Source organism: Shinella zoogloeoides (assembly GCF_020883495.1).
Taxonomy (GTDB): Bacteria; Pseudomonadota; Alphaproteobacteria; order Rhizobiales; family Rhizobiaceae; genus Shinella; species Shinella zoogloeoides.
In genome coordinates this window covers 2,167,534-2,190,842 of record NZ_CP086610.1, presented here as the reverse complement: position 1 = coordinate 2,190,842, position 23,309 = coordinate 2,167,534, and the positions used below count along the sequence as shown (strand labels likewise).

At 65.8% G+C, this 23,309-nt stretch carries 20 protein-coding genes; 5 read left to right on the top strand and 15 right to left on the bottom strand.

What is annotated here, in order from left to right:
- Positions 1-21: 21 nt before the first annotated feature.
- The 5 genes from K8M09_RS10905 to K8M09_RS10885 form a co-directional block, all read right to left on the bottom strand.
- Positions 22-837, bottom strand: coding sequence for an ABC transporter permease (locus K8M09_RS10905; protein WP_160787860.1), 816 nt, complete (start codon positions 835-837; stop codon positions 22-24).
- Entirely contained in the window at positions 827-1,777 is a 951-nt protein-coding gene (locus K8M09_RS10900; RefSeq protein ID WP_160787859.1) for an ABC transporter permease, read from the bottom strand. The genes K8M09_RS10905 and K8M09_RS10900 overlap by 11 nt, the downstream gene beginning before the upstream one ends.
- Complete coding sequence (locus tag K8M09_RS10895; protein ID WP_160787858.1) at positions 1,774-2,769, bottom strand: ABC transporter ATP-binding protein; 996 nt, start codon at positions 2,767-2,769, stop codon at positions 1,774-1,776. The genes K8M09_RS10900 and K8M09_RS10895 overlap by 4 nt, the downstream gene beginning before the upstream one ends.
- A gap of 185 nt (positions 2,770-2,954) precedes the next feature.
- Positions 2,955-4,115, bottom strand: coding sequence for an ABC transporter substrate-binding protein (locus tag K8M09_RS10890; protein WP_160787857.1), 1,161 nt, complete (start codon positions 4,113-4,115; stop codon positions 2,955-2,957).
- Between the two features lie 173 nt (positions 4,116-4,288).
- Complete coding sequence (locus K8M09_RS10885) at positions 4,289-5,197, bottom strand: LysR family transcriptional regulator (RefSeq protein WP_160787856.1); 909 nt, start codon at positions 5,195-5,197, stop codon at positions 4,289-4,291.
- A 123-nt stretch (positions 5,198-5,320) separates the two neighbouring features.
- Here K8M09_RS10885 and K8M09_RS10880 point away from each other — a divergent pair, with 123 nt between their 5' ends.
- From K8M09_RS10880 to K8M09_RS10870, 3 genes are read left to right on the top strand one after another with little or no spacing between them, the layout of a single operon-like run.
- Positions 5,321-6,232: an alpha/beta hydrolase gene (locus K8M09_RS10880; RefSeq protein WP_229341821.1), complete on the top strand. Its 912-nt coding sequence runs from the start codon at positions 5,321-5,323 to the stop codon at positions 6,230-6,232.
- Positions 6,229-6,645: an ACT domain-containing protein gene (locus tag K8M09_RS10875; protein WP_160787855.1), complete on the top strand. Its 417-nt coding sequence runs from the start codon at positions 6,229-6,231 to the stop codon at positions 6,643-6,645. The genes K8M09_RS10880 and K8M09_RS10875 overlap by 4 nt, the downstream gene beginning before the upstream one ends.
- The gene (locus K8M09_RS10870; RefSeq protein ID WP_160787854.1) at positions 6,642-6,995 is read left to right on the top strand and encodes a PAAR domain-containing protein; all 354 of its coding nucleotides are present in this window, start codon (positions 6,642-6,644) and stop codon (positions 6,993-6,995) included. The genes K8M09_RS10875 and K8M09_RS10870 overlap by 4 nt, the downstream gene beginning before the upstream one ends.
- Positions 6,996-7,370: 375 nt before the next feature.
- Here the strand turns inward: K8M09_RS10870 and K8M09_RS10865 are convergent, their stop codons facing one another.
- The 9 genes from K8M09_RS10865 to K8M09_RS10825 all read right to left on the bottom strand — a co-directional run bounded on the left by K8M09_RS10865 (position 7,371) and on the right by K8M09_RS10825 (position 19,349).
- Positions 7,371-9,002 (bottom strand): ABC transporter ATP-binding protein, encoded by a 1,632-nt coding sequence (locus tag K8M09_RS10865; RefSeq protein WP_160786096.1) that lies wholly within the window; start codon positions 9,000-9,002, stop codon positions 7,371-7,373.
- A complete protein-coding gene (locus K8M09_RS10860; protein WP_160786095.1) occupies positions 8,995-9,822 on the bottom strand; it encodes an ABC transporter permease in 828 nt (275 codons plus the stop codon). The genes K8M09_RS10865 and K8M09_RS10860 overlap by 8 nt, the downstream gene beginning before the upstream one ends.
- On the bottom strand, positions 9,819-10,928 hold the full coding sequence (locus K8M09_RS10855) for an ABC transporter permease (RefSeq protein ID WP_380734776.1): 1,110 nt from the start codon (positions 10,926-10,928) through the stop codon (positions 9,819-9,821). Before K8M09_RS10855 ends, K8M09_RS10860 begins: the two co-directional genes overlap by 4 nt.
- Positions 10,928-12,517: an ABC transporter substrate-binding protein gene (locus K8M09_RS10850; protein WP_160786094.1), complete on the bottom strand. Its 1,590-nt coding sequence runs from the start codon at positions 12,515-12,517 to the stop codon at positions 10,928-10,930. The genes K8M09_RS10855 and K8M09_RS10850 overlap by 1 nt, the downstream gene beginning before the upstream one ends.
- A gap of 148 nt (positions 12,518-12,665) precedes the next feature.
- Positions 12,666-13,448: a carnitinyl-CoA dehydratase gene (locus K8M09_RS10845; RefSeq protein ID WP_160786093.1), complete on the bottom strand. Its 783-nt coding sequence runs from the start codon at positions 13,446-13,448 to the stop codon at positions 12,666-12,668.
- Positions 13,445-15,505, bottom strand: coding sequence for an acetate--CoA ligase family protein (locus K8M09_RS10840; RefSeq protein WP_160786092.1), 2,061 nt, complete (start codon positions 15,503-15,505; stop codon positions 13,445-13,447). Before K8M09_RS10840 ends, K8M09_RS10845 begins: the two co-directional genes overlap by 4 nt.
- Before the next feature lie 5 nt (positions 15,506-15,510).
- Positions 15,511-16,671, bottom strand: a complete 1,161-nt coding sequence (locus K8M09_RS10835; RefSeq protein WP_160786091.1) for an acyl-CoA dehydrogenase family protein — start codon at positions 16,669-16,671, stop codon at positions 15,511-15,513.
- A gap of 161 nt (positions 16,672-16,832) precedes the next feature.
- Complete coding sequence (locus K8M09_RS10830; RefSeq protein ID WP_160786090.1) at positions 16,833-18,329, bottom strand: carnitine 3-dehydrogenase; 1,497 nt, start codon at positions 18,327-18,329, stop codon at positions 16,833-16,835.
- Between the two features lie 105 nt (positions 18,330-18,434).
- Positions 18,435-19,349 (bottom strand): BKACE family enzyme, encoded by a 915-nt coding sequence (locus tag K8M09_RS10825; protein ID WP_160786089.1) that lies wholly within the window; start codon positions 19,347-19,349, stop codon positions 18,435-18,437.
- Between the two features lie 114 nt (positions 19,350-19,463).
- Between K8M09_RS10825 and K8M09_RS10820 the strand changes: the two genes are divergently transcribed.
- Positions 19,464-20,438: a GlxA family transcriptional regulator gene (locus K8M09_RS10820; RefSeq protein ID WP_160786104.1), complete on the top strand. Its 975-nt coding sequence runs from the start codon at positions 19,464-19,466 to the stop codon at positions 20,436-20,438.
- On the opposite strand, the gene K8M09_RS10815 is transcribed toward K8M09_RS10820, so the two are convergent.
- On the bottom strand, positions 20,435-21,592 hold the full coding sequence (locus tag K8M09_RS10815; protein WP_160786088.1) for a LysR family transcriptional regulator: 1,158 nt from the start codon (positions 21,590-21,592) through the stop codon (positions 20,435-20,437). The two genes, K8M09_RS10820 and K8M09_RS10815, sit on opposite strands and share 4 nt — an antisense overlap.
- Before the next feature lie 171 nt (positions 21,593-21,763).
- On the opposite strand from K8M09_RS10815, the gene K8M09_RS10810 reads away from it, so the two are divergent.
- On the top strand, positions 21,764-23,302 hold the full coding sequence (locus K8M09_RS10810) for an aromatic amino acid lyase (protein ID WP_160786087.1): 1,539 nt from the start codon (positions 21,764-21,766) through the stop codon (positions 23,300-23,302).
- The last annotated feature ends 7 nt before the right edge of the window (positions 23,303-23,309 follow it).

Below are 23,309 nucleotides of genomic sequence, written 5' to 3'. Positions count from 1 at the left end.
GATGTTCTCCCTTGTGTCAGGTTATTTGCCGCTGCCGGCGACCTGGTCGCCGTCGCGGGTGAGGTAGTAGGCGCCGAGGATCGGCAGGAAGGTGACGAGCACGACGACCATGGCGACGACATTGGTCACCGGCCGCTGGCGGGGGCGCACGAGTTCTTCCAGCATCCAGATCGGCAGGGTCGATTGCTGGCCGGCGGTGAAGGTAGTCACGATCACCTCGTCGAAAGACAGCGCGAAGGCGAGCATGCCGCCGGCAAGCAGCGCGGTTCCGATATTCGGCAGGATCACGTAGCGGAATGTCTGGAAGCTGTCGGCGCCGAGGTCCATCGAGGCTTCGATCAGCGAGCCGGAGATGCGACGGAAGCGGGCGACGGCATTGTTGTAGACGACCACGACGCAGAAGGTCGCATGGCCGAGCACGATGGTCCAGAAGGAGAACGGGATTTCCGCGAAGGAGAAGGCCGAGCGCAGCGCGATGCCGGTGATGATGCCGGGCAGCGCGATGGGCAGGATCACCAGCAGCGAGATCGTCTCGCGGCCGAAGAACTTCGTGCGGCTGACGGCGGCGGCGCAGAGCGTGCCGAGCACGAGGGCGATAGCCGTCGAGATCGACGCGACACGGACGGAAAGCCCCATCGCCTCCCAGACGTCCGGCCGGTTCCAGGCAACGGCGAACCATTGCAGCGTATAGCCCGGCGGCGGGAACTGGTAGCTCTTCTCCTCCGTGGTGAAGGCGTAGAGGAAGATGAGCAGGATCGGCAGGTGCAGGAAGGCAAGGCCGGCGCCTGCGGCGATCTTCAGGCCGAGCGGGGCGGAAGTGTTCTTGTCAGAGCGCATCGAAGGCTCCCTGTCGCTTGGCCATCCAGAGATAGAGGCCCATGATGACGATCGGCACGACGGAGAAGGCGGCGGCGAGCGGGATGTTGCCGGCCGTGCCCTGCTGGGCATAGACCGCCTGGCCGATGAACAGCCGCGACGAGCCGATGATCTGCGGAATTATGTAGTCGCCCAGCGTCAGCGAGAAGGTGAAGATGGAGCCGGCGATGATGCCGGGCAGGGCGAGTGGGAACAGCACGTAGCGGAAGGTCTGGCCGGGATTGCCGCCAAGGTCGGCGGATGCCTCGATCAGATTGCCCGGGACGCGCTCCAGCGAGGCCTGGATTGGCAGGATCATGAAGGGCATCCAGACATAGATGAAGACGATGAAGGTGCCGGTGTAGCTGATGGAGAGCGAGGAGCCGCCGACGACCGGCAAAGCAAGCCATGCATCGAGCAGCCACAGGAGGTGCAGCTTGGCGAAGAACCAGGTGAGGATGCCTTCCTTGGCGAGGATCAGCTTCCAGGCATAGATTTTGACGAGGTAGCTCGACCAGAGCGGCAGCATGACGCCGAGATAGAAGATGACCTTCCATTTTCCCTTGGCGTAGCGCGCCGCGTAATAGGCGATGGGAAAGGCGATGGCCGCCGAGGCGAGCGTCACCAGCAATGCCATGACGACGGTGCGCAGGATGATGTCGAAGTTCGACGGGATGAGGAGCTGGCGGTAGGTGGCGAGCGTGAACTCGTAGTTGATCAGCCCGGAAAAGTCGTCGATCGAGAAGAAGCTCTGCAGGAGCAGGGCGAAGAGCGAGCCGAGATAGATGACGCCGAGCCAGAGCAGTGGCGGCGTCAGCATGAGCAGCAGCATGATGCCCGGATTGCGCCAGAAGAAATCCGAAAGCCGTCCGAAGACGCCTTGGCGGCGCGCGAGGATGGAGGTGTCGGTGACGGTGCTCATTGGGCGCCGTCCATGGTGTGCAGGTCTTGCGGCAGGAAGGAGAGGGTGACGGTCTCGCCCTCGGCGGGAACGGTTATGGAGGCCGGCAGCATGGCGGCGACGCGCGCGCCGTTCGCCTCCACCGTCACGCGGTTTGCCGCACCGAGGAAGCTTGCGGCCGTCACGCGGCCGGAGAATTGCTTGCGGCCGGGCGCTTCGCCGAGTGCGATATCCTCGGGGCGCAGGCTGGCATAGTGCCTGCCATAGCCGAGACCATCCACGAAATCCGGCGGCAGCACGTTGGAGGAGCCGACGAAATCGGCCACGAAGCGCGTCTTCGGCCGCTTGTAGACCTCTTCCGGCGTGCCGAGCTGCTGGATCTTGCCGTCGCTGAAGACGGCGATGCGGTCGGCCATCGACAGCGCCTCGCCCTGGTCGTGCGTGACGAAGACGAAGGTGATGCCGAGGGACTTTTGCAGCGATTTCAGCTCTTCCTGCATCTGCTCGCGCAGCTTGAGGTCGAGCGCGCCGAGCGGTTCGTCGAGGAGGAGAACGCGGGGGCGGTTGACGAGGGCGCGGGCGAGCGCCACGCGCTGGCGCTGGCCGCCGGAGAGCTGGCCGGGGCGGCGCGTGCCGTAGCCAGGCAGCTTCACCATGGCCAGTGCCTCTTCCGCAGCCTTCAGGCGCTCCGCCTTGCCGACGCCCTTGACCATCAGGCCATAGGCGACGTTTTCGAGGATCGAGAGATGCGGGAAGAGGGCGTAGTCCTGGAACACCGTGTTGACGGCGCGCCGGTAGGGCGGCACGCCCTCGGCCGTCTCGCCGAAGATCTCGATATGGCCGGAGGTCGGCTGCTCGAAGCCGGCCATGAGGCGCAGGCAGGTCGTCTTGCCGGAGCCGGACGGGCCGAGCATGGCGAAGAACTCGCCCTCGGCGATGGCGAGATCCACGCTGTCGACGGCGCGCACGGCCCCGAAGTGGCGGGATACTTGCTGGAACAGGACGGCGGTCATGGGGGCTCCCGGTGTGTTGTGTTCCGCCCCTCATCCGCCTGCCGGCACCTTCTCCCCGCAGGCGGGGAGAAGGAGGCACAAAGAAGCGTTTTCCGCTGCGGCCTTCTGCCGTCGAAGCGAAACTTGTCGTGGGGCACGTTCCCTCTCCCCGTTCACGGGGAGAGGGCTAGGGTGAGGGGCTGTTCTCAGCGCCCGCCGATGACGCCGATATAATCGGAGACCCAGCGGTGATACGGCACGCACTCGCCCTGGCTTTCGCACTTGCTCGTCGGCGTGCGCCAGAAGGCGATCTTGTCGAAATTCTCGTAGCCGTTGGTCTTGCAGCCTTCGTCGGTCAGGAGCGCGTTGCCCTTGCAGGCGGCCGGGACGGAGGGAACCGCGCCGAACCAGGCGGCTGCGTCACCCTGTACCTTGGCGGATAGCGAGTGCTCCATCCACATATAGGCGCAGTTCGGATGCTGGCTTTCGGCATGCAGCATGGTCGTGTCCGACCAGCCCGTCACGCCCTCTTCCGGGAAGGTCGAGGCGATCGGCTGCTTTTCCGCCTGCATCAGGTTGACCTGGAACGGCCAGGAGCCGGAGGCGACGACGCCTTCGTTCTTGAAGTCGTCGATCTGGATCATGGCGTCGTGCCAGTAGCGGCCGACGAGCGTGCGCTGGACGCGCAGGAGGTCGAGCGCGGCCTTGTACTGGTCTTCGTTGAGTTCGTAGGGGTTCTTGATGCCGAGTTCCGGCTTGTGCGCCATCAGGTACTGGGCGGCGTCCGCGATGTGGATCGGGCCGTCATAGGCCTGCACGCGGCCCTTGTTGGACTTGCCGTCCGGCAGCGTCATCTCCTCGAAGACGACCTTCCAGCTCTTCGGCGCCTCACCCTTGAAGGCTTCCGTGTTGTACATCAGGATATTGGGGCCCCAGAGATAGGGCGTGCCGTAGTGAACGCCGTTCACCGTATGCCAGGGCGCGCTCTGCAGGCGCTCGTCGATGGTCTTCCAGCTCGGGATGAGGTCGGTGTTGATCGGCTGCACGCGCTTGCCGGCGACGAGGCGGAGCGAGGCATCGCCCGAGGCGGTGACGAGGTCGAAGCCGCCTTCGTTCATCAGCGCGACCATTTCGTCCGAGGTCGCGGCGGTCTTCACCGTCACCTTGCAGCTCGTCTTCTTTTCGAAATCGGTGACCCAGTCATAGGCCTTGTCCGTCTCGCCGCGCTCGATATAGCCGGCCCAGGCGACGATGGAGACCTCGCCCTCACCGGGGCCGAGTTCCTTCAGCGGCTCCTGGGCGATGGCGGCGGTGGCGAAGGCGAGCGAAAGGGTAAGCGCGGTGCAGGAATGCAGAAGTCGCTTCATGACAGTCTCCCGGTTTGATCCGCTTTGAGCGGTATTGTTCCCGAAAGGAAAGGTGCCGCGATTTCGCCGCTTTCGCAAATTCATTAATCAGAATGTCGCTATCGGAAATTCCGAAAGCTAAAGTACTCCCCGCAAACATACCGGGCGGTTTCGCATCCGCAAATGCCTGGAAACTACCGTCCCCGGCCGCTTCTGAGCGCTTCCGCCAGCCCCACGAAATCGCGCGCGGCCTGCGGCAGGCCGGAGCCTTTTCGCCAGACCATGCCAATCTGCACCACCGGCAGCGCGCCGGAGACGTCGCGGCTTTCGATGCGGTCGCCTTCCAGCGACCAGGGGCGGTAGACGAGGTCGGGCAGGAGCGCGATGCCCGCGCCCGTCGCCACGAGGCTGCGCACCGCTTCCACGGAACGGGTGCGGAAGGCGACATGCGGCCGTGCGCCAAGGGCGCTCAGCAGCTTGCCGGTGTTCTCCTCGATTTCGTCCACCGTCAGCATGATCAGCGGCTCCTTGGCGATATCGCTGACGGAGATGATGTCGGCCGAGACGAGCGGATGCCCGATGGGAAGCCACAGCCGGTAGGGCGAGGTTTCGATGATCTCCGCCTGCAGCGCCATGCGGTCGCGCAGGTTGGAGATGACCATGACCGCGACATCCAACTCCCCGCCGACGAGCAGGTGCTCCAGATAGGAGCCGTTGTCCTCGATGGCGCTGACATCGATGCCGGGAAAGGCGCGGCGGTAACGCGAAAGCAGGTCCGACAGCACGTAGCCGGCGACCAGCGAGGTAACGCCGAGATTGAGCTGGCCCTTTTCCGGCGCGCGGTTGTCGGAGAAGGAGCTGCGGGCGTCCGAGACATTGGCGAGGATTTTGGTCGCGTGGCGCAGGAACTGATGGCCGTTATGCGTCGTCGTCAGCCCGCGCGGATGGCGCTCGAAAAGCTCGACGCCGAGATCGGATTCGAGTTCCTTGATCGCCTCGGTGATCGAGGATTGCGAGATCGACAGGTTCTGCGCCGCCCGCGTCACGGAGCCTTGTTCCGCGACGGCGACGAAATATTGCAATTGCCGGAAGGTGAAAGCCATGGCGGCACTTAATAGGACGGGCGGCGGGGAGGCAAGCCGCGGAAAAAGACCGGGAAAAGACGTAAGGCCGCAAACCCGCCCCGCGCCCTCCTGCTATGATGCCCTGAACGACAAGGAGCCGCCATGACCGAACGCCCCATGCCGACCGAGCCGGGCATTCTTGCCTTTCACAAGCGCTGCGAGGACTTCTATCCCGCCGACGCCGTTGATGCCGATATCGTGCAGCAGCGCGCCTGGTACGATGCGCTCTGCGCTGCCTTCGATGCGCCCCCGCCAGCCGGCATGGTCAAGCGGGACGGGCTGGTGGCGGGGCGTATTCCCGTGCGCCGCTATCGCCCGGCGCGGGTGACGAGCGAAACGCGGCTCTTCTATATCCACGGCGGCGGCTTCGTCGTCGGCTCGCTGGAGAGCCACGACGCCATCTGCGCCGAGATTTCCGAAGCGGCCGGGGCGGAACTCGTTTCGGTCGATTATCGGCTTTCGCCGGAGCATGTCTGGCCCGCCGCTTTCGACGATTGCTGGGCGGTGCTGGTGGAGCTTCTGCTGGAAAGCCACCCGATCGTGGTGATCGGCGACAGCGCCGGCGGCAACCTTGCGGCCGGTCTTGCGCTGAAGGCGCGCGACGAGGGGCTGAAGGGGATTACGGGGCAGGCGCTGGTCTATCCCGGCCTCGGCGGCGATCTCGTGTCCGGTTCCTATGTGGAGATGGCCGAGGCCCTTGGCCTTTCGACCGCCGACGTCGCCTATTATCGTGAAGTCTACAAGGCGCCCGAGGCGGCGGTCCATGCCTTTCCGCTGCGTGCGGAAAATCTCGCCGGCCTGCCGCCGGCCTTCATCAGCGGCGCCTTTTTCGATCCGCTGCGCGACGATGCCCGGGCCTATGCGGCGCGGCTGGTGCTGGCCGGCGTGCCGGTGGAATATCGCGAGGAAAAGCAGATGATCCATGCTTGGTTGCGCGCCCGCTTCATGAGCGAGGGAGCGAAGGCAGGCTTTGCGGCGCTCTGCGACGCCGTGCGCCGGATGGCCAATCCATGAGCGGCGTCACCGATCTCGATGAACTGCTGGCGACAATGGAGCCGGCGCTGGTGGCGGGCCGTTTCGTCTATGCGAGCGTGCCGGCCTCTCAGATCGCGGCGTATCTTGCGCGCGGCCCCATCGGCCTCTTCCGGGAGGAGGAGGGCGTGACGCTGATCCTGCCGGCCGAGGCTGCGGAAGGGCTTTCCGCCAGCGGGCCGATGCGCATGATCACGCTCACCGTGCATTCCTCGCTGGAGGCGGTGGGGCTGACGGCGGCCTTCGCCACGGCTTTGACCAAGGCGGGCATCAGCGCCAATGTGGTTGCCGGCTTCCATCACGACCATATATTCGTGCCTGAGCGGGACGCCGAACGGGCGCTCGAAACGCTGCGGGCGCTGTCCCGCACGGCGCGCGACAAGGGAGAAGCATGATGAAATTCCAGCCGTTTTCAGTCGTCGTTCTGGCTCTCGGTCTTGCGGCGGCCACGCCGTCGCTCTCCCGCGCCGAGGGTGCACCCGCGCCGATCCCCTCCTGCGCCATGTCCGGCTCCAAGAGCGTCTTCATCGGCGGCGCGCCGGCGCTACGCCTTTCCGACGTGGTGAACTGCCCGCCGGAGCTTTACGAGATCGTGCCGAGCGTGATGATCGAGGGCCAGCCCATGGTGAAGTTCCGCAGCGGCGTCGGCGAGAAGGGCAATTGCACGGCGCGCGGCGAGGAGACGGTGAGTGTCGAGGGGGAATCGGCCAGCCGGCTCGGGGATGTGACCTGCAGGCAGAATTGAGGGGGGGGGCGTGCGGCCTCTTGTGGGCCTTTGCGCGTGAGGCTTTGCCCCTCACCCTAACCCTCTCCCCGCAAGCGGGGAGAGGGGACGTGCCCCATGCGGCGTTGAGGAATGAGGAAACCGGTGCGGCATATTCCTTCTCCCCGCCTGCGGGGAGAAGGTGGCCGGCAGGCCGGATGAGGGGCAAGCCGCCGGATGAGAGGCAAGCCGACCTCTCCCCACCCACTGGCGTCATCCTCGGCCTTGTGCCGAGGATCTGCGAACGTATTGAAGAATAGAAGCGTTGCAGATGCTCGGGACAGGCCCGAGCATGACGAAGGAGAGGTTTTCGGGTTTGTCAGCAGTCTCGCGGGCGGCCGAGGCCGCCCGCTTCCATTAATTCCCGGCGCTCTCCATGCGCCGCGTCTTGAGCACCCGTTCCAGCCAGCCGATCTCCATTTCGGGAACGGATTTCAGCAAGAGGTCCGTATAGTCGTCGAAGGGCGGCGTGAGCACCTTCGATTTCGGCCCGAAGCGCACGAGGCGTCCCCGGTGCATCACGGCCACGCTGTCGGCGATCGCGCGGACGATGGCGATGTCGTGGGTAATGAACATGTAGGAGACATGCGTTTCCTCCTGCAGCTTCAGGAGAAGCTTCAGGATGCCCTCGGCCACCAGCGGGTCGAGCGCGGAGGTCGGCTCGTCGCAGAGGATGAGTTCGGGTTTTGCCGCGAGCGCCCTTGCGATGGCGACGCGCTGCTTCTGGCCGCCGGAAAGCTCGGCCGGGTAACGGTCGGCGAAGCGGCCGCCCATCTCGATCTGGTCCAGCAGCTCCTTGACCCGCTCCGTCTTCTCCCGGCCGCGCAGGCCATAATAGAAGGTGAGGGGGCGGCCGATGATGTCGCGCACCGTCTGGCGCGGGTTCATCGCGGTGTCAGCCATCTGGTAGATCATCTGGACGCGGCGAAGCTCGTCGTTCGACCGGCCCTTCAGCGCTCGCGGCAAGGGCTTGCCGTCGAAGCTGATCGTGCCCTCCTGCGGCGGCAGAAGGCCGGTGATGACGCGGGCGAGGGTGGATTTGCCCGAGCCAGATTCGCCCACCACCGCCAGCGTCTGGCCCTTCGGCAGATGCAGAGATACGTTCTGCAACACCTTGAAGCCGTTGGAATAGCCGGCGGTGACGTTCTCCACCTTCAGGAGCGTGTCCGTCTGGTCGACTGCTTCGTCTCGGCCGGCGCCACGCACATTGACGAGGGCGCGGGTATAGTCCTGCGTCGGTTCCTCGATGATCTGCTTCACCGAGCCGTATTCCACCATCTTGCCGTGGCGGAGCACGAGGATATCGTCCGTGATCTGCGCCACGACGGCGAGGTCATGGGTGATGTAGAGCGCGGCCGTGTGGGTTTCCTCGATGGCGTGCTTGATGGCGGCGAGCACGTCGATCTGCGTCGTCACGTCGAGCGCGGTGGTCGGCTCGTCGAAGATGATCAGCTCGGGATTGGGGCAGAGCGCCATGGCGGTCATGGCGCGCTGGAGCTGGCCGCCGGAGACCTGGTGCGGATAGCGCTGGCCGAAGGTTTCCGGGTTGGGCAGGCCGAGCACCCTGAAGAGGTAGAGCGCACGCTTTTCCGCTTCCGCACGGCTCATGACGCCGTGTTTCAGCGAGGCTTCGATTACCTGTTCGCCAAGCCGGTGCGCGGGGTTGAAGGCGGCGGCCGCAGACTGGGCGACGTAGCAGACCTTGCAGCCGCGCACCTTGCGGATGCCGGCAGGCGAAAGCTTCAGCAGGTCCTCGCCGTTCAGCTTCACCTCGCCGCCGGTGATGCGCACCCCGCCGCGTCCATAGGCGAGCGCGGTGAGGCCGATGGTGGATTTGCCGGCGCCGGATTCGCCGATGAGACCGAGTACCTTGCCCTTCTGCACGTCGAAGTTTACGCCCTCGACGAGCGTCACGGTTTTCGGCGGCTCGCCGGGCGGGTAGCTCGTCGCCTCGATCTTGAGATTGCGGACGGAAAGAAGATCAGGCATCGCCGCGTCCCCCCTTCAGGCTCGAGGTGCGTTTCATCAGCCAGTCGACGACGAGATTGACGCAGATGGCCAGCCCCGCGATCGCCCCGCCCGGAATGAGGGCGGCCGAAATGCCGAAGATGATGCCGTCCTTGTTGTCCTTCACCATGCCGCCCCAGTCGGCGGCCGGCGGCTGGATGCCGAGGCCGAGGAAGGAGAGGGTGGAGAGGAACAGGATCGAGAAGGCGAAGCGCAGGCCGAATTCGGCGAGCAGCGGCGAGAGCGTGTTGGGCAGGATTTCCCGGAAGATGATCCAGCCTGTGCCTTCGCCGCGCAGCCGCGCGGCCTCCACGAATTCCATGACCGCGACGTCGAGCGCGACGGCCCGGCCGATGCGGTAGACGCGCGTGGAGTCGAGCACCGCCATCACGAGGATGAGGATCCAGAGCTGCTGCGGCAGCACGGCCAGCACGACGAGGGCGAAGATCAGCGTCGGGATCGCCATCATCAGGTCGTTGAAGCGCGAGAAGATCTGGTCGATGAACCCGCCCGTCACCGCCGCCGTGAAGGACAGCAGCATGCCGAGCGAGAAGGAGAGCACGGTCGCCGCCAGCGCCACGAAGACCGTGGTGCGGGCGCCGAAGATCAGCCGCGAGAAGAGGTCGCGGCCGAGATTGTCCGTGCCGAGCAGGAAATCGCCGCCCATCGGCTGCCAGACGGAGCCGACGATCTCGCTTTCGCCATGCGGCGCGATGAAGGGGGCGAAGAGGGCGCAGAAGAGGGCTAGGGCGATGCCCAGAATGCCGATCCATGCGCTGACGGGAATGGTGGAAAGTCTCATCGCGGGTGCCTCAATCTGGGGTTCGCGACGATCGCGAGGATGTCGGCGAACATGTTGAGGAAGATGTAGAAGGCGGCGAAGATCAGGCCGCAGGCCTGCACCACCGGCATGTCGCGCACCGTCACGGCGTCGACCATGTACTGGCCCATGCCGGGATAGACGAAGACTACCTCCACGACGACGACGCCGACCACGAGATAGGCAAGGTTCAGCGCGATGACGTTGATGACCGGGGCCACCGCGTTCGGCGCGGCGTGCTTTGCGATGATGCGCAGGCCCGAAAGGCCCTTCAACTCTGCCGTCTCGACATAGGCGGACGACATGACGTTGAGGATCGCGGCCCGCGTCATGCGCATCATATGGGCGAGCACGACGAGGACGAGGGTTGCGGTCGGCAGCGCGATGGCCGACAGCCGCTGGCCGATTGTCATGGAGTCGTAGACCGTCGCAGGGAAGGTCGCGATGCCCATTTTCACGGCGAAGAACAGGATCAGCAGGTAACCGACGAAGAACTCCGGCAGGGAGATGGCCGCCAGAGACACGACATTGATGATCTTGTCCGGCAGTCGGTTGCGATACTGCACCGCCAGCATGCCGAGGCCGATGGCGAGCGGCACCGATATGATGGCCGCGAAGAAGGCGAGGAACAGCGAATTGCCGAGGCGTTTGCCGATCTGCTCGCTGACGGAGTTCTTCGAGGCCCAGGAATTGCCGAAGTCGCCCTTCACCGCCCCGCCGAGCCACTTGAAGTAGCGGGTGGTGGCGGGCTGGTCGAGGCCGAGGTCCTTGCGGATGTTCTCCACGGCCTGCGGCGTTGCGGACTGGCCGAGATAGGTCGTCGCGAAGTCGCCGGGCAGGGCTTCCACGCCGCCGAAGATCATCAGCGACACGGCGAAGAGCAAGGCCACGCTGAGCGCGAGGCGTTGCAGGATGAGCGCAGCGAGCGGGCTGCTCTTGCTGAGTCTAGCCCAGGCGGAGGGCGTGCCCTCCACGGCTGGGGTTCCAGTGGACGCAACCGACCCGGCAACTCCGGCCGGCTGCGGGGCTTCGCCCGCAGCCGTCGTCGCTGTCAGCTCCGGACCGTGCGCCGGTCCGTTGCCGGTCATCAGGCGTCGAGCCAGACGCGGGTTGCGACAAAGCCGTTCGACATGTCGTTGCCGATGTCGTGGACATAGCCCTTCACGTTCTTGGAGGCGGCGTTCACGAAATCGTTGAACATCGGCAGGATCAGGCCGCCTTCGTCGCGCACCATCATGGCCATGGTGCGGTACATGTCCTTGCGCTTGGCTTCGTCCAGTTCCGAGCGGGCCTGGAGCAGCAGCTTGTCGAAGTCCTCACGCTTGAAGCGGGTGTCGTTCCAGTCCGCCGTCGAGAGATAGGCGGTGGAATACATCTGGTCCTGCGTCGGGCGGCCGCCCCAGTAGGAGGTGGAGAAGGGCTGCACGTTCCAGACGTTCGACCAGTAGCCGTCGCCCGGCTCGCGCTTCACCTCGATCTCGATGCCGGCCTTCTTGGCGCTCTCCTGGTAGAGAACGGCGGCGTCGACCGCGCCCGGGAAGGCGACGTCGGAGGTGCGCAGCAGCACCGAGCCGCTATGGCCCGACTTCTTGTAGTGGAAGGCGGCCTTGTCCGGGTCGTAGGCGCGCTGCTCGATGCCTTCCGGGTAGAGCGCATAGGTCTCGTTGATCGGGAAGTCGTTGCCGATCTTGCCGTAGCCGTTGAGCACCTTCTCCAGCATCGACTCGCGGTCCATGGCGTATTTCAGCGCCATGCGCAGGTCGTTGTTGTCGAAGGGCGCCGTGTCGCAATGCATGATGAACACGTAATGGCCACGGCCGGAGGTGGAGAGGATTTCCACGTTCGGCGCGCGCTTGAGCAGGTCGACCGTCTTCGGATCGACGCGGTTGATGTAGTGAACCTGGCCGGAGGAGAGGGCGGCGATGCGGGCGGTCGCATCGTTCATCGCGATCATCTCGATCGTGTCGACGAAGCCGCGGTCCTGGCGCCAGTCGTCCTTGTTGCGCTCGAAGGTGGCGCGCACGCCGGCCTCGAAGCTCGTCACCTTGTAGGGGCCGGTGCCGATCTGCGCATTCGGATCGTCGAGGCCGCCATTCGGCTGGATGACGAGGTGGTAGTCGCTGAGAAGCAGCGGCATGTCGGCGTTGCCTTCGGTCAGCACCAGCACGAGCTTGTCGCCGTCGGCCTTGATCTCCTTGATCGACTTCATGACGCCGAGCGCGCCGGATTCCGACTTCTCGTCGGTATGGCGCTGCAGGGTCTTGATGACGTCGTCGATGGTCAGTTCCTTGCCGTCGTGGAATTTCACGCCCTTGCGGATGTTGAAGGTCCAGGTCGAGGCGTCGGCTGAGGGTTCCCAGGATTCGGCAAGCGCCGGGACGGGCTGGCCGGTCAGCGGCTCGGATTCCACCAGCATGTCGCCCCAGTTGCGGTTGGCGACGAACATGAACTGCGAGAGCGCCTTGGCGGGGTCCCTGGAGTCCGTGGCGGCCGCGCCTTCGAGGCCGAGCTTCAGGTTGCCGCCGCGCTTGGGCTCCTGCGCCTTCGCGGCGGTGTCGAACATGGTGCCGGCGGCGGCGAGCGTGATGCCGAAGGCGGCGGCGCGGCCCATGAATTCACGGCGGTTCATCTTGCCGAGCGTGACCTGGCTGGTGAGGTACTTGGTGTAATCAGTCATTCCCCTGTTCCCTTTCGCTGACCCGTTCTGGGCTTTTGTCGTTATGATTGGCAGAATTTCTGTTTTTCGCCCCTAAGGCAACCTTACGACCGGTTTTTATGCCGCTGCCGACGCATTCTCCTTCCCGTTCCGCCCCGGCAATGCCGTATCATTTCCCCTTCCAGACGGGATCGCGCTTCTCCGCGAAGGCGCGCGCGCCTTCGAGCTGGTCCTCGCTGGAATAGAGAATATCCACCGTGCGGAACTGCCGCTTGGTGATCCTGTTCATGGTGCCCTGGAAGGTGTCGCCCTCGGCGGCGCGCACCACTTCCTTGATGGCGGCGTAGACGAGCGGCGGGCCGCTTTCGAGCAGGCGCGCCAGCTCCCAGGCGCGGTCCATCAGCTTATCGGCCGGCAGGATCTCGTTGACGAAGCCCCAGCGGTGCGCCTCCTGAACGTCCAGCCAGCGGCCGGTGAGCAGCATGTCCATGGCGATGTGATAGGGGATGCGCTTCGGCAGCTTGATCGAGGCGGCGTCCGCCACCGTGCCGGAGCGGATTTCCGGCAGGGCGAAGGTCGCGTGCTCGGCGGCGAGGATGAGGTCGGTGGACAGCGCGATCTCGAAGCCGCCGCCGCAGCAGATGCCGTTGATGGCGGCGATGATCGGCTTGTTGAGGTCGCGCAGTTCCTGCATGCCGCCGAAGCCGCCGACGCCATAATCGCCGTCCACGGCATCGCCGGCGGCTGCCGCCTTCAGGTCCCATCCCGGACAGAAGAATTTCTCCCCCGCGCCGGTGATGATGGCGACACGCAACGTGTCGTCGTCGCGGAAGTCCCGGAAGACCTCGCCCATGATGCGGCTGGTCGCAAGGTCGATGGCGTTCGCCTTGGGGCGATCGATCGTGACTTCGAGGATGCCGCCTTCGCGGCGCTGGCGTATCGGTCCGGTCATGATTGTTTCCTCAGACGGATCAGTGCGTCGGCCGCCACGACACCGTCACCGGCGGGGAGCACCATTATGGGATTAACGTCCAGTTCTTCGATTATTGAAGCGTTTGAAACGACATAGGATGCCGCCGATGCGACGGCGGCGACGAGGGCGTCGATATCGCCCTTCGCCGCGCCGCGATAGCCGGCGAGCAGCTTGGCGATCTTGAGGCCGGAGATGGCTTCGCGGATCGTGGCCTCGTCGGTCGGCAGGGTCAGGATCGCCGAATCCTCAAGCAGTTCGACGAGGATGCCGCCCGCGCCGATGGTCAGCACCGGACCGGCGACGGGATCGCGCATCGCGCCGACGATGAGTTCGGCGACCGGTTTGCCCACCATCTTTTCCACGAGGAAGCCGGAGGCGACGCCGGCCATGGCTTTCGCCGCGTCAAGCACGGCCTCGCGGCCGGCAAGGTTGAGCTTCACCGCGCCGGCTTCCGTCTTGTGCGCCACGCCGAGGCCCTTGAGCACGACGGGGAAGCCGAGCGTTTCGGCGGCGTCCGCGGCGGCCTCCGCCGTTGCGGCGGTGAGGCCCTTGGGAACGGGCAGGCCATGGGCGGCGAGCGCCTGCTTGGCCTCGTGCTCGGTGAGCGTGATCGCTTCGCCGTCGCTGGTCGCGGCTTTCAGCAGCGGGGCGGAAAGCGGCTTCGACCATGCCTCGCCGATGCCGGCGGCCGCATCTGCCGCAGCCAAAGCCTCCTCGATGCCGTAGAAGGGCACGACGCCGTTTCGCACCAGCATTTCGGCGGTTTCTTCCGGCAGGTTCTCGCCCATGCTGGCGACGATGCCGGCATTTTCTCCCGTTGCCCGCGCGGCGTCGATCAGGGCCTCGCAGGTGGTGATCCAGTCTGCCGCGTCGCAGCGGTCGAGGCGGGGGAAGTCGAGCACGACGAGGTTGAGGCCGTAGCCACCCTGCAGCATGGTGGTGAAGGCGGCGGTCTGCTTCTCGCGGTTGCCCCAGACGAAGGTGTGGTAGTCGAGCGGGTTGGAGATCGTCACCATCTGGCCGAGCGTTTCGCGCAGCGGCTGGCGCTGTTCCGGCTTCAGGTCGCGGTAGACGATCTTCCGCTTCACCCCGGCATCGGCCATCAGCGAGGCCTCGCCGCCCGAACAGGACATGGAGGAGATGTCGTGGTTCGGCAGGGGGCCGGCGACATGCAGCAGCTTCAGGGTTTCGAGCAGCTCCGGCAGGGTCTCGACGCGGCCGATGCCGAGGCGGGAAAGCAGCGCCGAGGAGACGGCGTCGTTGCCGGCGAGCGAGGCGGTGTGCGAGACGGTGGCAAGCTGCGCCTGCTCCGACTTGCCGACCTTCAGCGTGACGACCGGCTTCTTCAACTCGCGGGCGCGAAGGCCGAGGCGTTCCAGTGAGGCGAGGCTGTCGAAGCCCTCGATATGCAGGCCGACGGCGGTGACGCGCGGGTCTTCCAGCACGGCGCAGGCGAGATCGGCAAGGCCGGTCTGCGCCTGGTTGCCGGCCGTCAGGATATAGGCGAGCGGCAGGCCGCGCTGCTGCATCGAGACGTTGCAGGCGATGTTGGAGGACTGCGTGAGGACGGCGACGCCCTTCTCGATGCGCAGCATGCCGTGCTGGTCGGGCCAGAGCAGCGCGCCGTCCAGCATGTTGATGAAGCCGTAGCAATTGGGGCCGAGGATCGGCATGTCGCCGGCGGCCTCCACCAGCGCCCTCTGCAGGTCGTCGCCATCGGCAAGCTCGCTGACGGCCTCGCGGAAGCCGGAGGCGTAGCAGACGGCCCCGCCCGCGCCGCGCGCGGCAAGGTCGCGGATGATGCCGATGGTCAGTTCACGGTTGACGCCGACGAAGGAGGCGTCCGGCGCGCCGGGAAGGTCGGCGACCGAGCGGTAGCATTTGCGGCCGAGGATTTCGTCCTCGCGCGGATGCACCGGCCAGATATCGCCGGAAAAGCCCATCTTGTCGCATTGGTAGATGACCCGCCGGGCTTCCTTGCCGCCGAAGACGGCGATGGATTTCGGGCGGATGAGGCGGTCGAGGGAGCGCACCATTCCGGTTACGCTCCCAGCGGCCTGAGCAGGTCGCGGCTGATGATGTGCCGCTGGATTTCCGACGTGCCGTCCCAGATGCGCTCGACGCGGGCGTCGCGCCAGAAGCGGGCGAGCGGCAGGTCGTCCATCAGACCCATGCCGCCGAAGATCTGGATCGCCTCGTCGGTGACGCGGGAGAGCATTTCCGTGGCGTAGACTTTTGCCGAGGCGATCTCGCGGTTCGACGGCAGGCCCTGGTCGAGCCGCCAGGCGGCCGAGAGCGTCAGGAGGTCGGCGGCGTCGATCTCGGTGATCATGTCGGCGAGCTTGAAGGAGACGCCCTGGTTCGCGCCGATGGGCTTGCCGAACTGTTTGCGCTCGGCGGCATAGTTCAGCGCATAGTCGAAGGCGCGGCGGGCGCGGCCGACGGAGGTGGCGGCGACGGTGAGGCGCGTTGCGTAGAGCCAGTCGTTGGCGATGTCGAAGCCCTTGTGGACTTCGCCGAGAATCTGGGCGGAGGGCAGGCGGCATTCGTCGAAATTGAGGATGCAGTTCTTGTAGCCGCGATGGGAGACCGAGTTGTAGCCCTCGCGGATTTCGAAGCCCGGCGTGCCGCGGTCGACAAGGAAGCAGGTGATGAGCTTCTTCTTGCCGCGCGGCGTGTCCTCCTCGCCGGTCGCGATGAAGACGATGACGAAATCGGCGATGTTGGCGTGGCTGATGAAATGCTTGGTGCCGTTGACGACCCAGTCGTCGCCATCCTTGCGGGCGAAGCACTTCATGCCGCGCACGTCCGAGCCGGCGTCCGGTTCGGTCATGGCGAGCGCGTCGAATTTTTCACCGCTGACGGCGGGCAGCAGGTAGCGTTCGCGCTGCTCGTCGTTGCAGGCCATCAGGATGCCGGAGGGGCGGCCGAAGAAGACCGTCAGCGCCATCGAGCCGCGACCAAGCTCGCGCTCGACCAGTGTGAAGGACGTGTGGTCGAGGCCCGCGCCGCCGACCTCTTCCGGCATATTGCAGCCGAAGAAACCGATCTCCTTGCACTTGCGCGCGATTTCCTGGCCGAGTTCCGGCGGCACATGGCCGGTGCGCTCGACTTCGTTTTCATGCGGATAGATTTCCGTTTCGACGAAGGAGCGGACCGTGTCCACGATCATCTGCTGTTCGTCGGTGAGTGCGAAATTCATGGTATTCCCCTCGTTTCGGTTTGCCCCTCATCCGGCTGCCGCCACCTTCTCCCCGTGAACGGGGAGAAGGGATATGCCGCGCCGATTTCCTCCATTTCCAAGCCTGCTTTGGGCAGGTTCCCTCTCCCCGCTTGCGGGGAGAGGGCCAGGGTGAGGGGGCCTCAGTTCGCTTTCCGCTGCCCGACGCTGCGACCCGCGCCTTCCGGCGTTGCCAGCTTGGCATGGGCTTCGGCAATCGGCGCGATCTTCGCCAGCACCTCGGCCGGCGCGTCGACGCTCTTGCCGGCCTTGCTGTCCACATGCACCATCATCTGTTCCGCCGTCGCGATGACGTCGCCGGTCGCCGCATCGTGAATGCGGGTGAAGAAGTGGAGCCGCTTCTTGTCGGAGGAGAGGAGCTGGAGCGTCGTGTAGAGCGCCTGTCCGAGCTTGCCTTCGCCGAGATGGCGGATGTGGGTTTCCACCGTGTAGTAGCTGTGGCCGGCCTCGACATAGGCGAAATCGACGCCGATGAGACGCAGCAGCGCGTCGGACGTATCGCCGAAGAGCTGGAGGTAGCGGTGCTCGGTCATGTGGCCGTTATAATCGACCCAGGCGGCGTTGACCTTGGTGTCGACGAGGCGGAGCGGTTCGCTCGAGGAGACTTCGACCTTCGCCTTGCCGGCCTTGGCCCAAAGATGCGCCTCGAATTCGGCGAGCAGCTTGCCCGAACCCCAGCCGCGACCCTCGTCGCCGGCCTTCAGCGCATGCATGATGCCGACGAGGTTCTGGTCGCGGATGCGCTCCAGTTCGCGAATGCCGCGCGCACCCGACTGGGCGTCGGACTGGTTCGCGATCTTCTCCACCAGTTCGTCGTTGAGATCGACGACATCGGTGAGCTTGGTCCAGGGCCAGGAGAGGCAGGGGCCGAACTGGGCGAGGAAGTGGCGCATGCCCGCTTCGCCCCCGGCGATGCGGTAGGTCTCGAACATGCCCATCTGCGCCCAGCGCATGCCGAAGGAATAGCGGATCACGTCGTCGAGCGTTTCGGTATCGCAGATGTCGTCCTTGATCAGCCAGAGGCCTTCGCGCCAGACGGCTTCGAGCAGGCGGTCGCCGACGAAAGCCTCGATCTCCTTGTTGATGATCACGCCCTTCATGCCGATGGGGGCGAGCTTTGCCTTGGCGTCTTCGAGAACGGCGCGCGACGTCTTCTGGCCGCCGACGAGTTCGGCGAGCGGTAGCAGGTAGACGGGGTTGTAGGGATGCGCGACGAACAGGCGTTCGGGGTGTTTCATGTCGCGCTGCAGATCGGTCGGCATGAGGCCCGACGTGGAGGAGCCGATCAGGGCGTCGGGCTTTGCGGCCGCGTCAATCTGGGTGAGGACGCCGCGCTTCAGTTCGAGGCGCTCGGGCACGCTTTCCTGAATCCAGTCAGCGTCTTGTACGGCGTCTTCGATGCTCTTGCAGAAGGTGACCTTGCCCTTCGGCGGCAGGGGAGCCATGGTGAGCATGCCATAGGCGCGCTCGGCATTGGCCATGACTTCGCCGATGATGCGCTCGGCTTCCGGATGCGGGTCGAAGACCTTGACGTCGATGCCGGCCAGCGCGAAGCGCGCGACCCATGCCCCGCCGATGACGCCGCCGCCGACGCAGGCTGCCTTGTTGATGGTGCTCATGTGTTCCCTCAATCGTTTTTATGCGGGTGTCGCTGCCCTGATCCGGCTGCTGCGACCCTCTCCCCGCTTGCGGGGAGAGGGTTAGGGAGGGGCAACCTCAAATGATCAGCCGCGCGGTGCGCGCTTCGTCAGCTTCAGCTTCTCGCGCACTTCGGCCGGGCCGATGACGCGGGCGCCCATGCTTTCGATGATGGTGACGGCCTTGTCGACGAGCTGCGCGTTGGTGGCGAGCTGGCCCTTGCCGACATAGAGGTTGTCTTCCAGGCCGACGCGGACATTGCCGCCGGCAAGCACGGCTGCTGCCGGATAGGCCATGGCGTTGCGGCCGATGGAGAAGGCCGAGAAGGTCCAGTTGGCGGGCACGTTGTTGACCATCGCCATGAAGGTGTTGAGGTCGTCCGGCGCGCCCCACGGAATGCCCATGCAGAGCTGGATGAGCACCGGATCCTCGATGACGCCTTCCTCGACAAGCTGCTTGGCGAACCAGAGATGGCCGGTGTCGAAGGCTTCGATCTCGGGGCGAACGCCGAGGTCCGTCATCATCCGGCCCATGGCGCGCAGCATGGAGGGCGTGTTGGTCATCACGTAGTCGCCGAGCGAGAAGTTCATCGTGCCGCAATCGAGCGTGCAGATTTCCGGCAGACATTCGGCGACGTGGGAAACGCGCTCGGTGGCGCCCACCATGTCGGTGCCGACGGGATTGAGCGGAAGCGGCTGCTCGGTGTTGCCGAAGATCATGTCGCCGCCCATGCCGGCGGTGAGGTTCAGCACGACGTCCACTTCGGCGTCGCGGATGCGCTCGGTCACTTCGCGGTAAAGATCGTTGCGGCGGCTCGGCGCGCCGGTTTCCGGATCGCGCACATGGCAATGCACGACGGCCGCGCCGGCCTTCGCCGCCTCGATGGCCGATTCGGCGATCTGCTTGGGCGAGCGCGGAACGTGGGGGGATTTGCCGGCGGTGTCGCCGGAGCCGGTGACGGCGCAGGTGATGAAGACGTCACGATTCATGGCTAAGGGCATTGTCGTTCTCCCGGTATTCTCGTTGGGACCATTACGAGCCAAGAGAAGGCGTAATGCTTTCACTTTTCGGATCCATTCTTGACAATTCGAGAAATGGGCGGCCATGCTCCCGCCATGCTGGACCCTTCCGCCGATACGCTCGACATCGATATTCTGGTGCTGCCCGAGACGAACCTCATCCTCGTCGCCTCGGTCATCGAGCCGCTTCGCGCCGCCAATCGCATCTCCGGCCAGGACCTCTATCGCTGGCGCATCTTCTCGCCGGACGGTGCGCCCATCGAGACGCGCAGCCGCATTCCGGTGCCCGTCGACGGTGTGTTCCTGCCGGAGCGGGAGACCGCGCCGCTCTTCGTCTTGTCCAGCTATCAATGGCAGATGAGTGCGACGCCTCTGTTGCGGCGCCAGCTTTCGCAGACGGCGCGCCATCGCAGCATGATGGCCGGCATCGAATCGGGAAGCTGGCTGCTCGCCGAGGCGAGCCTGCTCGACGGCCATTCCGTGACGATTCACTGGGAGGACATGGAGGAATTCGCTTCCCGCTATCCGCAGATCACGGTGATGCGTGAGCGCTATGTCATCGACGGCAAGCGCATCACGACCGGCGGTTCCCTGCCGACACTCGACCTGATGCTGGAGATCATCCGCCGCCGGCAGGGCTATTCGCTGGCGCTGGAGGTCTCACGGCTCTTCATCTACGAGCACGAGCGCACCGGCGGCCTGCTGCAGGTGCCGGCGCTCGGCAACATGCGCGTCGCCGACCAGCGCGTCAGCCAGGCGGTGCGGCTGATGGAGGAGACGGTGGACGCGCCTTTGACGCTGGCGCGGCTCGCCCGTCGCGTCGGCATCAGCGCGCGCCACCTCCAGGATCTCTTCCAGGAATCGATGGGCGTCGCGCCGCACCATCATTATCTGGCGCTGCGCCTCAATGCCGCCCGGCGCAAGGTGATCGAGACCAAGGCGGAGTTCGCCGACATCGCCGCGCTCACAGGCTTCAACTCTTCTTCCGCCTTCTCCCGCAGTTACCGTGCGCATTACCATGAAAGCCCGACGGAGACCCGGCGGCGGCTGCGGGCCGGGGCGAAGGGCTAAGGTCTCGAAAGGAGGGCGATGATGGTGTCCGCCGCCTGCCGGGAGAGGGCGTCGCGCGGCCAGACGAGGCTCAGGGATTGCTGGTAGGCGGCATCGAGCGGCAGCAGGGTCGGCGGCGGGCTGATATTGGCGACCGAGTGTTCCGGCAGGATCGAAAGATGGCCGTGATCCAGCACGAGATTGATGATGACGGGGATTGAGTCCACCTCGACCAGCGTCAGGCGGGCGCGCTCCGCCGATGACAGTGTCGCCTCCAGAAATCGATCCGTCATCTGCCTAAGGCCACTGCGGGGGCTGGGCACGGCGATGGGGTGGCTGTGCAGGAGCGCGGCGAAATCCTGCGATCTGTCCAGATGCCGGGGGCCGGCGAGGGCGAGCTGCGAACGGCCGATCAGCCGGCCGTCGAATTCGGCAGGGTAGCGGTCCGTATCGAGTAGAATGAGGTCGAAGCGGCGATTCTTGAGGCCCGAGACGAGTTCGTCCGCGGTGGTGGAGGAGAGGAAAAGCGGCTGGCGTGGGCGGGCTGCGCGCCACTCGACGGCGAGGCGCGCGAGCATCGCCGCGATCTCGCTCTCGTGGCCGAAGGGTATGACCGTGCCGAGCCGCCAGGTGGCGGCGCTGCGGCGGAAACGCTCGGCGGAGGCGGCCGAGAGGGCATCCCAGGCTGCGGCGATGCGCTCGGCCAGCGCAAGCGCTTCAAGGCCTGCGGCCGTGCAGCTTATGCCCTTGGCCGAACGATCGAGCAGCGTGCAGCCGAGTGAGGCCTCCAGCTTGCTGAGCTGGCGGGTGAGCTGCGGCTGGCCGAGGCCGAGGCTTTTGGCGGCGGCGTTGATGCTGCCTGTCCTTGCCGCCGCTGCGAAGCGGGCGAGGGCGGCGAGCGAAATGGCGGATGTCGCATTCCGGCCTTCACCGAGCGCGGCGAGAGCGGAGGTGGCGCGGGCGATCTCGCCAAGCTGCGGCAGGCGGGCTTCCGCCTCCAGCGTGGGGACGAGCGCCTGTCCGTCGCGGCGCACCAGAGGCACGGAGAGAGCGGCTTCGACCCGGCGCAGCGCGGCGCTGGCACTGGAGGCGGGGCGGTTCGCCAGCGCTGCCGCCCTGCGGATGCCGCGTTCTTCGAGAATGCCATGCACAAGGCAAAGGGTGGATAGATCCACGGGCGGGGCTTTCGGTTTTCGGCGTCTGTTCGGCTTATAGCATAATCCGTATGGATTTTGGGATATACGTTCGCGCCGTGTTCCGCATAACATCCGCCCTCGGTTTTCCTGCAAATGCGAACGGGACCGTTCGTCTTTCCTGGAACGGCTTTCAGACAGGCTTTTCGAAACATGCTCGCTACCGCCGATACGCTCTATCTCACCGGCCAACCGCTGGATTTCGCCACGCTGGAGGCCATCGGCAGCGGTGCGCGGCGGCCGGTGGCCTGCGAGATGGGCATGGGCCGGGTCGGCACGGCGCGCCGTATCGTCACCGACCGGCTGGCGACGGGCCTGCCGATCTACGGCGCCAATACCGGCGTCGGTTCGATGAAGGACAAGCTCTGGACGGCGGACGATCTCGTCGAGTTCAACAACAGCCTCGTCAGGGCGCATCACTTCGGCACCGGCGAACCCTTCACGCTGCCCATCGTGCGCAAGGCGATCGCGATCCGCGTCAACACGGCGCTCGGCGGGTATTCCGGTTGCAGCCCGGAGCTGATCGACGCCCTCCTTTCGCTGCTGGAGCGGGACGTCGTGCCGGTCGTGCGGCGGCACGGTTCCATGGGCTGCGCCGATATCGGCCTGATGGGACAGGTCGCGGCGGTGCTGACGGGCGAGGGCGAGGCCTGGTACGGCGGCGAGCGCCTGCCGGCGACGGAGGCGCTGAAGCGCGCCGGCCTGACGCCCTACCGGATGCAGCCGCGCGATGCGCTGGCCGCGCTCAGCGTCAACGCCATCTCCCATGCGGCGGCGGCCAATGTGGTGCGCGAGGCGGCAAAGGCAATCCGCAACCTGATGGTGACGGGCGTTCTCTCCTCGCTGGCGCTCGGCGCGTCCGCCGATCCGTGGCGAGTGGCCTCCCGCCTGTCGGCCCATGGCGAGGCGATGGCCGGCCGCTGGTTCGAGGCGCAGGCGGAATCCGGCCATTGGCCGACACCCTCGGCGATCCACGATCCGCTGAGCCTGCGCATGACCGCGCAGGTCTTCGGCGCCTGCCTCGATACGCTGATGAACGCGGCCGAGCGCATCGTCGAGGCGACGGCGCAGTCGGATGACAATCCGGTCGTGATGGACGATCACGTGATGGCTTCGGGCGGGTCGCTGCCGCTCTCCACCACGCTCTATGTGGAGGCGGCGCAGACGGGGTTTGCGCATCTTGCCCGCAATGTGCTGAACCGCTGCGTGCTACTGTCCAATGGGGTCAGGCGCAACCTGCCGGTCAATCTCGTCGCGCCCGGCGAGGCGGCGACGGGTTTCGGACCGCTGCTGAAGCTTGCCGTCGAACTCTACATGCGCATCCAGTCGCTCGCGGTGCCGATCTCGGCGCAGTCCATCGTCGTTGCCGGCGGACTGGAGGAGGAGGCGACCTTCCTGCCGCTTATCGTCGAGCGCATGGAAAGCCAGGTGCGCGACCTTCGCCAGATGGCCGCGCTGGAGGCCATGCTGTCCGCCCAGGCCGTCGACCTTGCCGGCGATAATGTCGAGGGCGTGGCGGCCATCGCCTATCAGCGCACGCGGGCGATCAGCCCGTTCTACCGCAAGGACCGGCCGCTTTCCGCCGAGATCGAGGCGCTCGACCGCGATCTTGCCAGCCCCGAGGCGCTCGCCGCCTTCGTCGAGGCCGCGCCCATGGCGGATTTCGACGCCTTCTTCGCCCTCAAGCCCTGACGGAGAG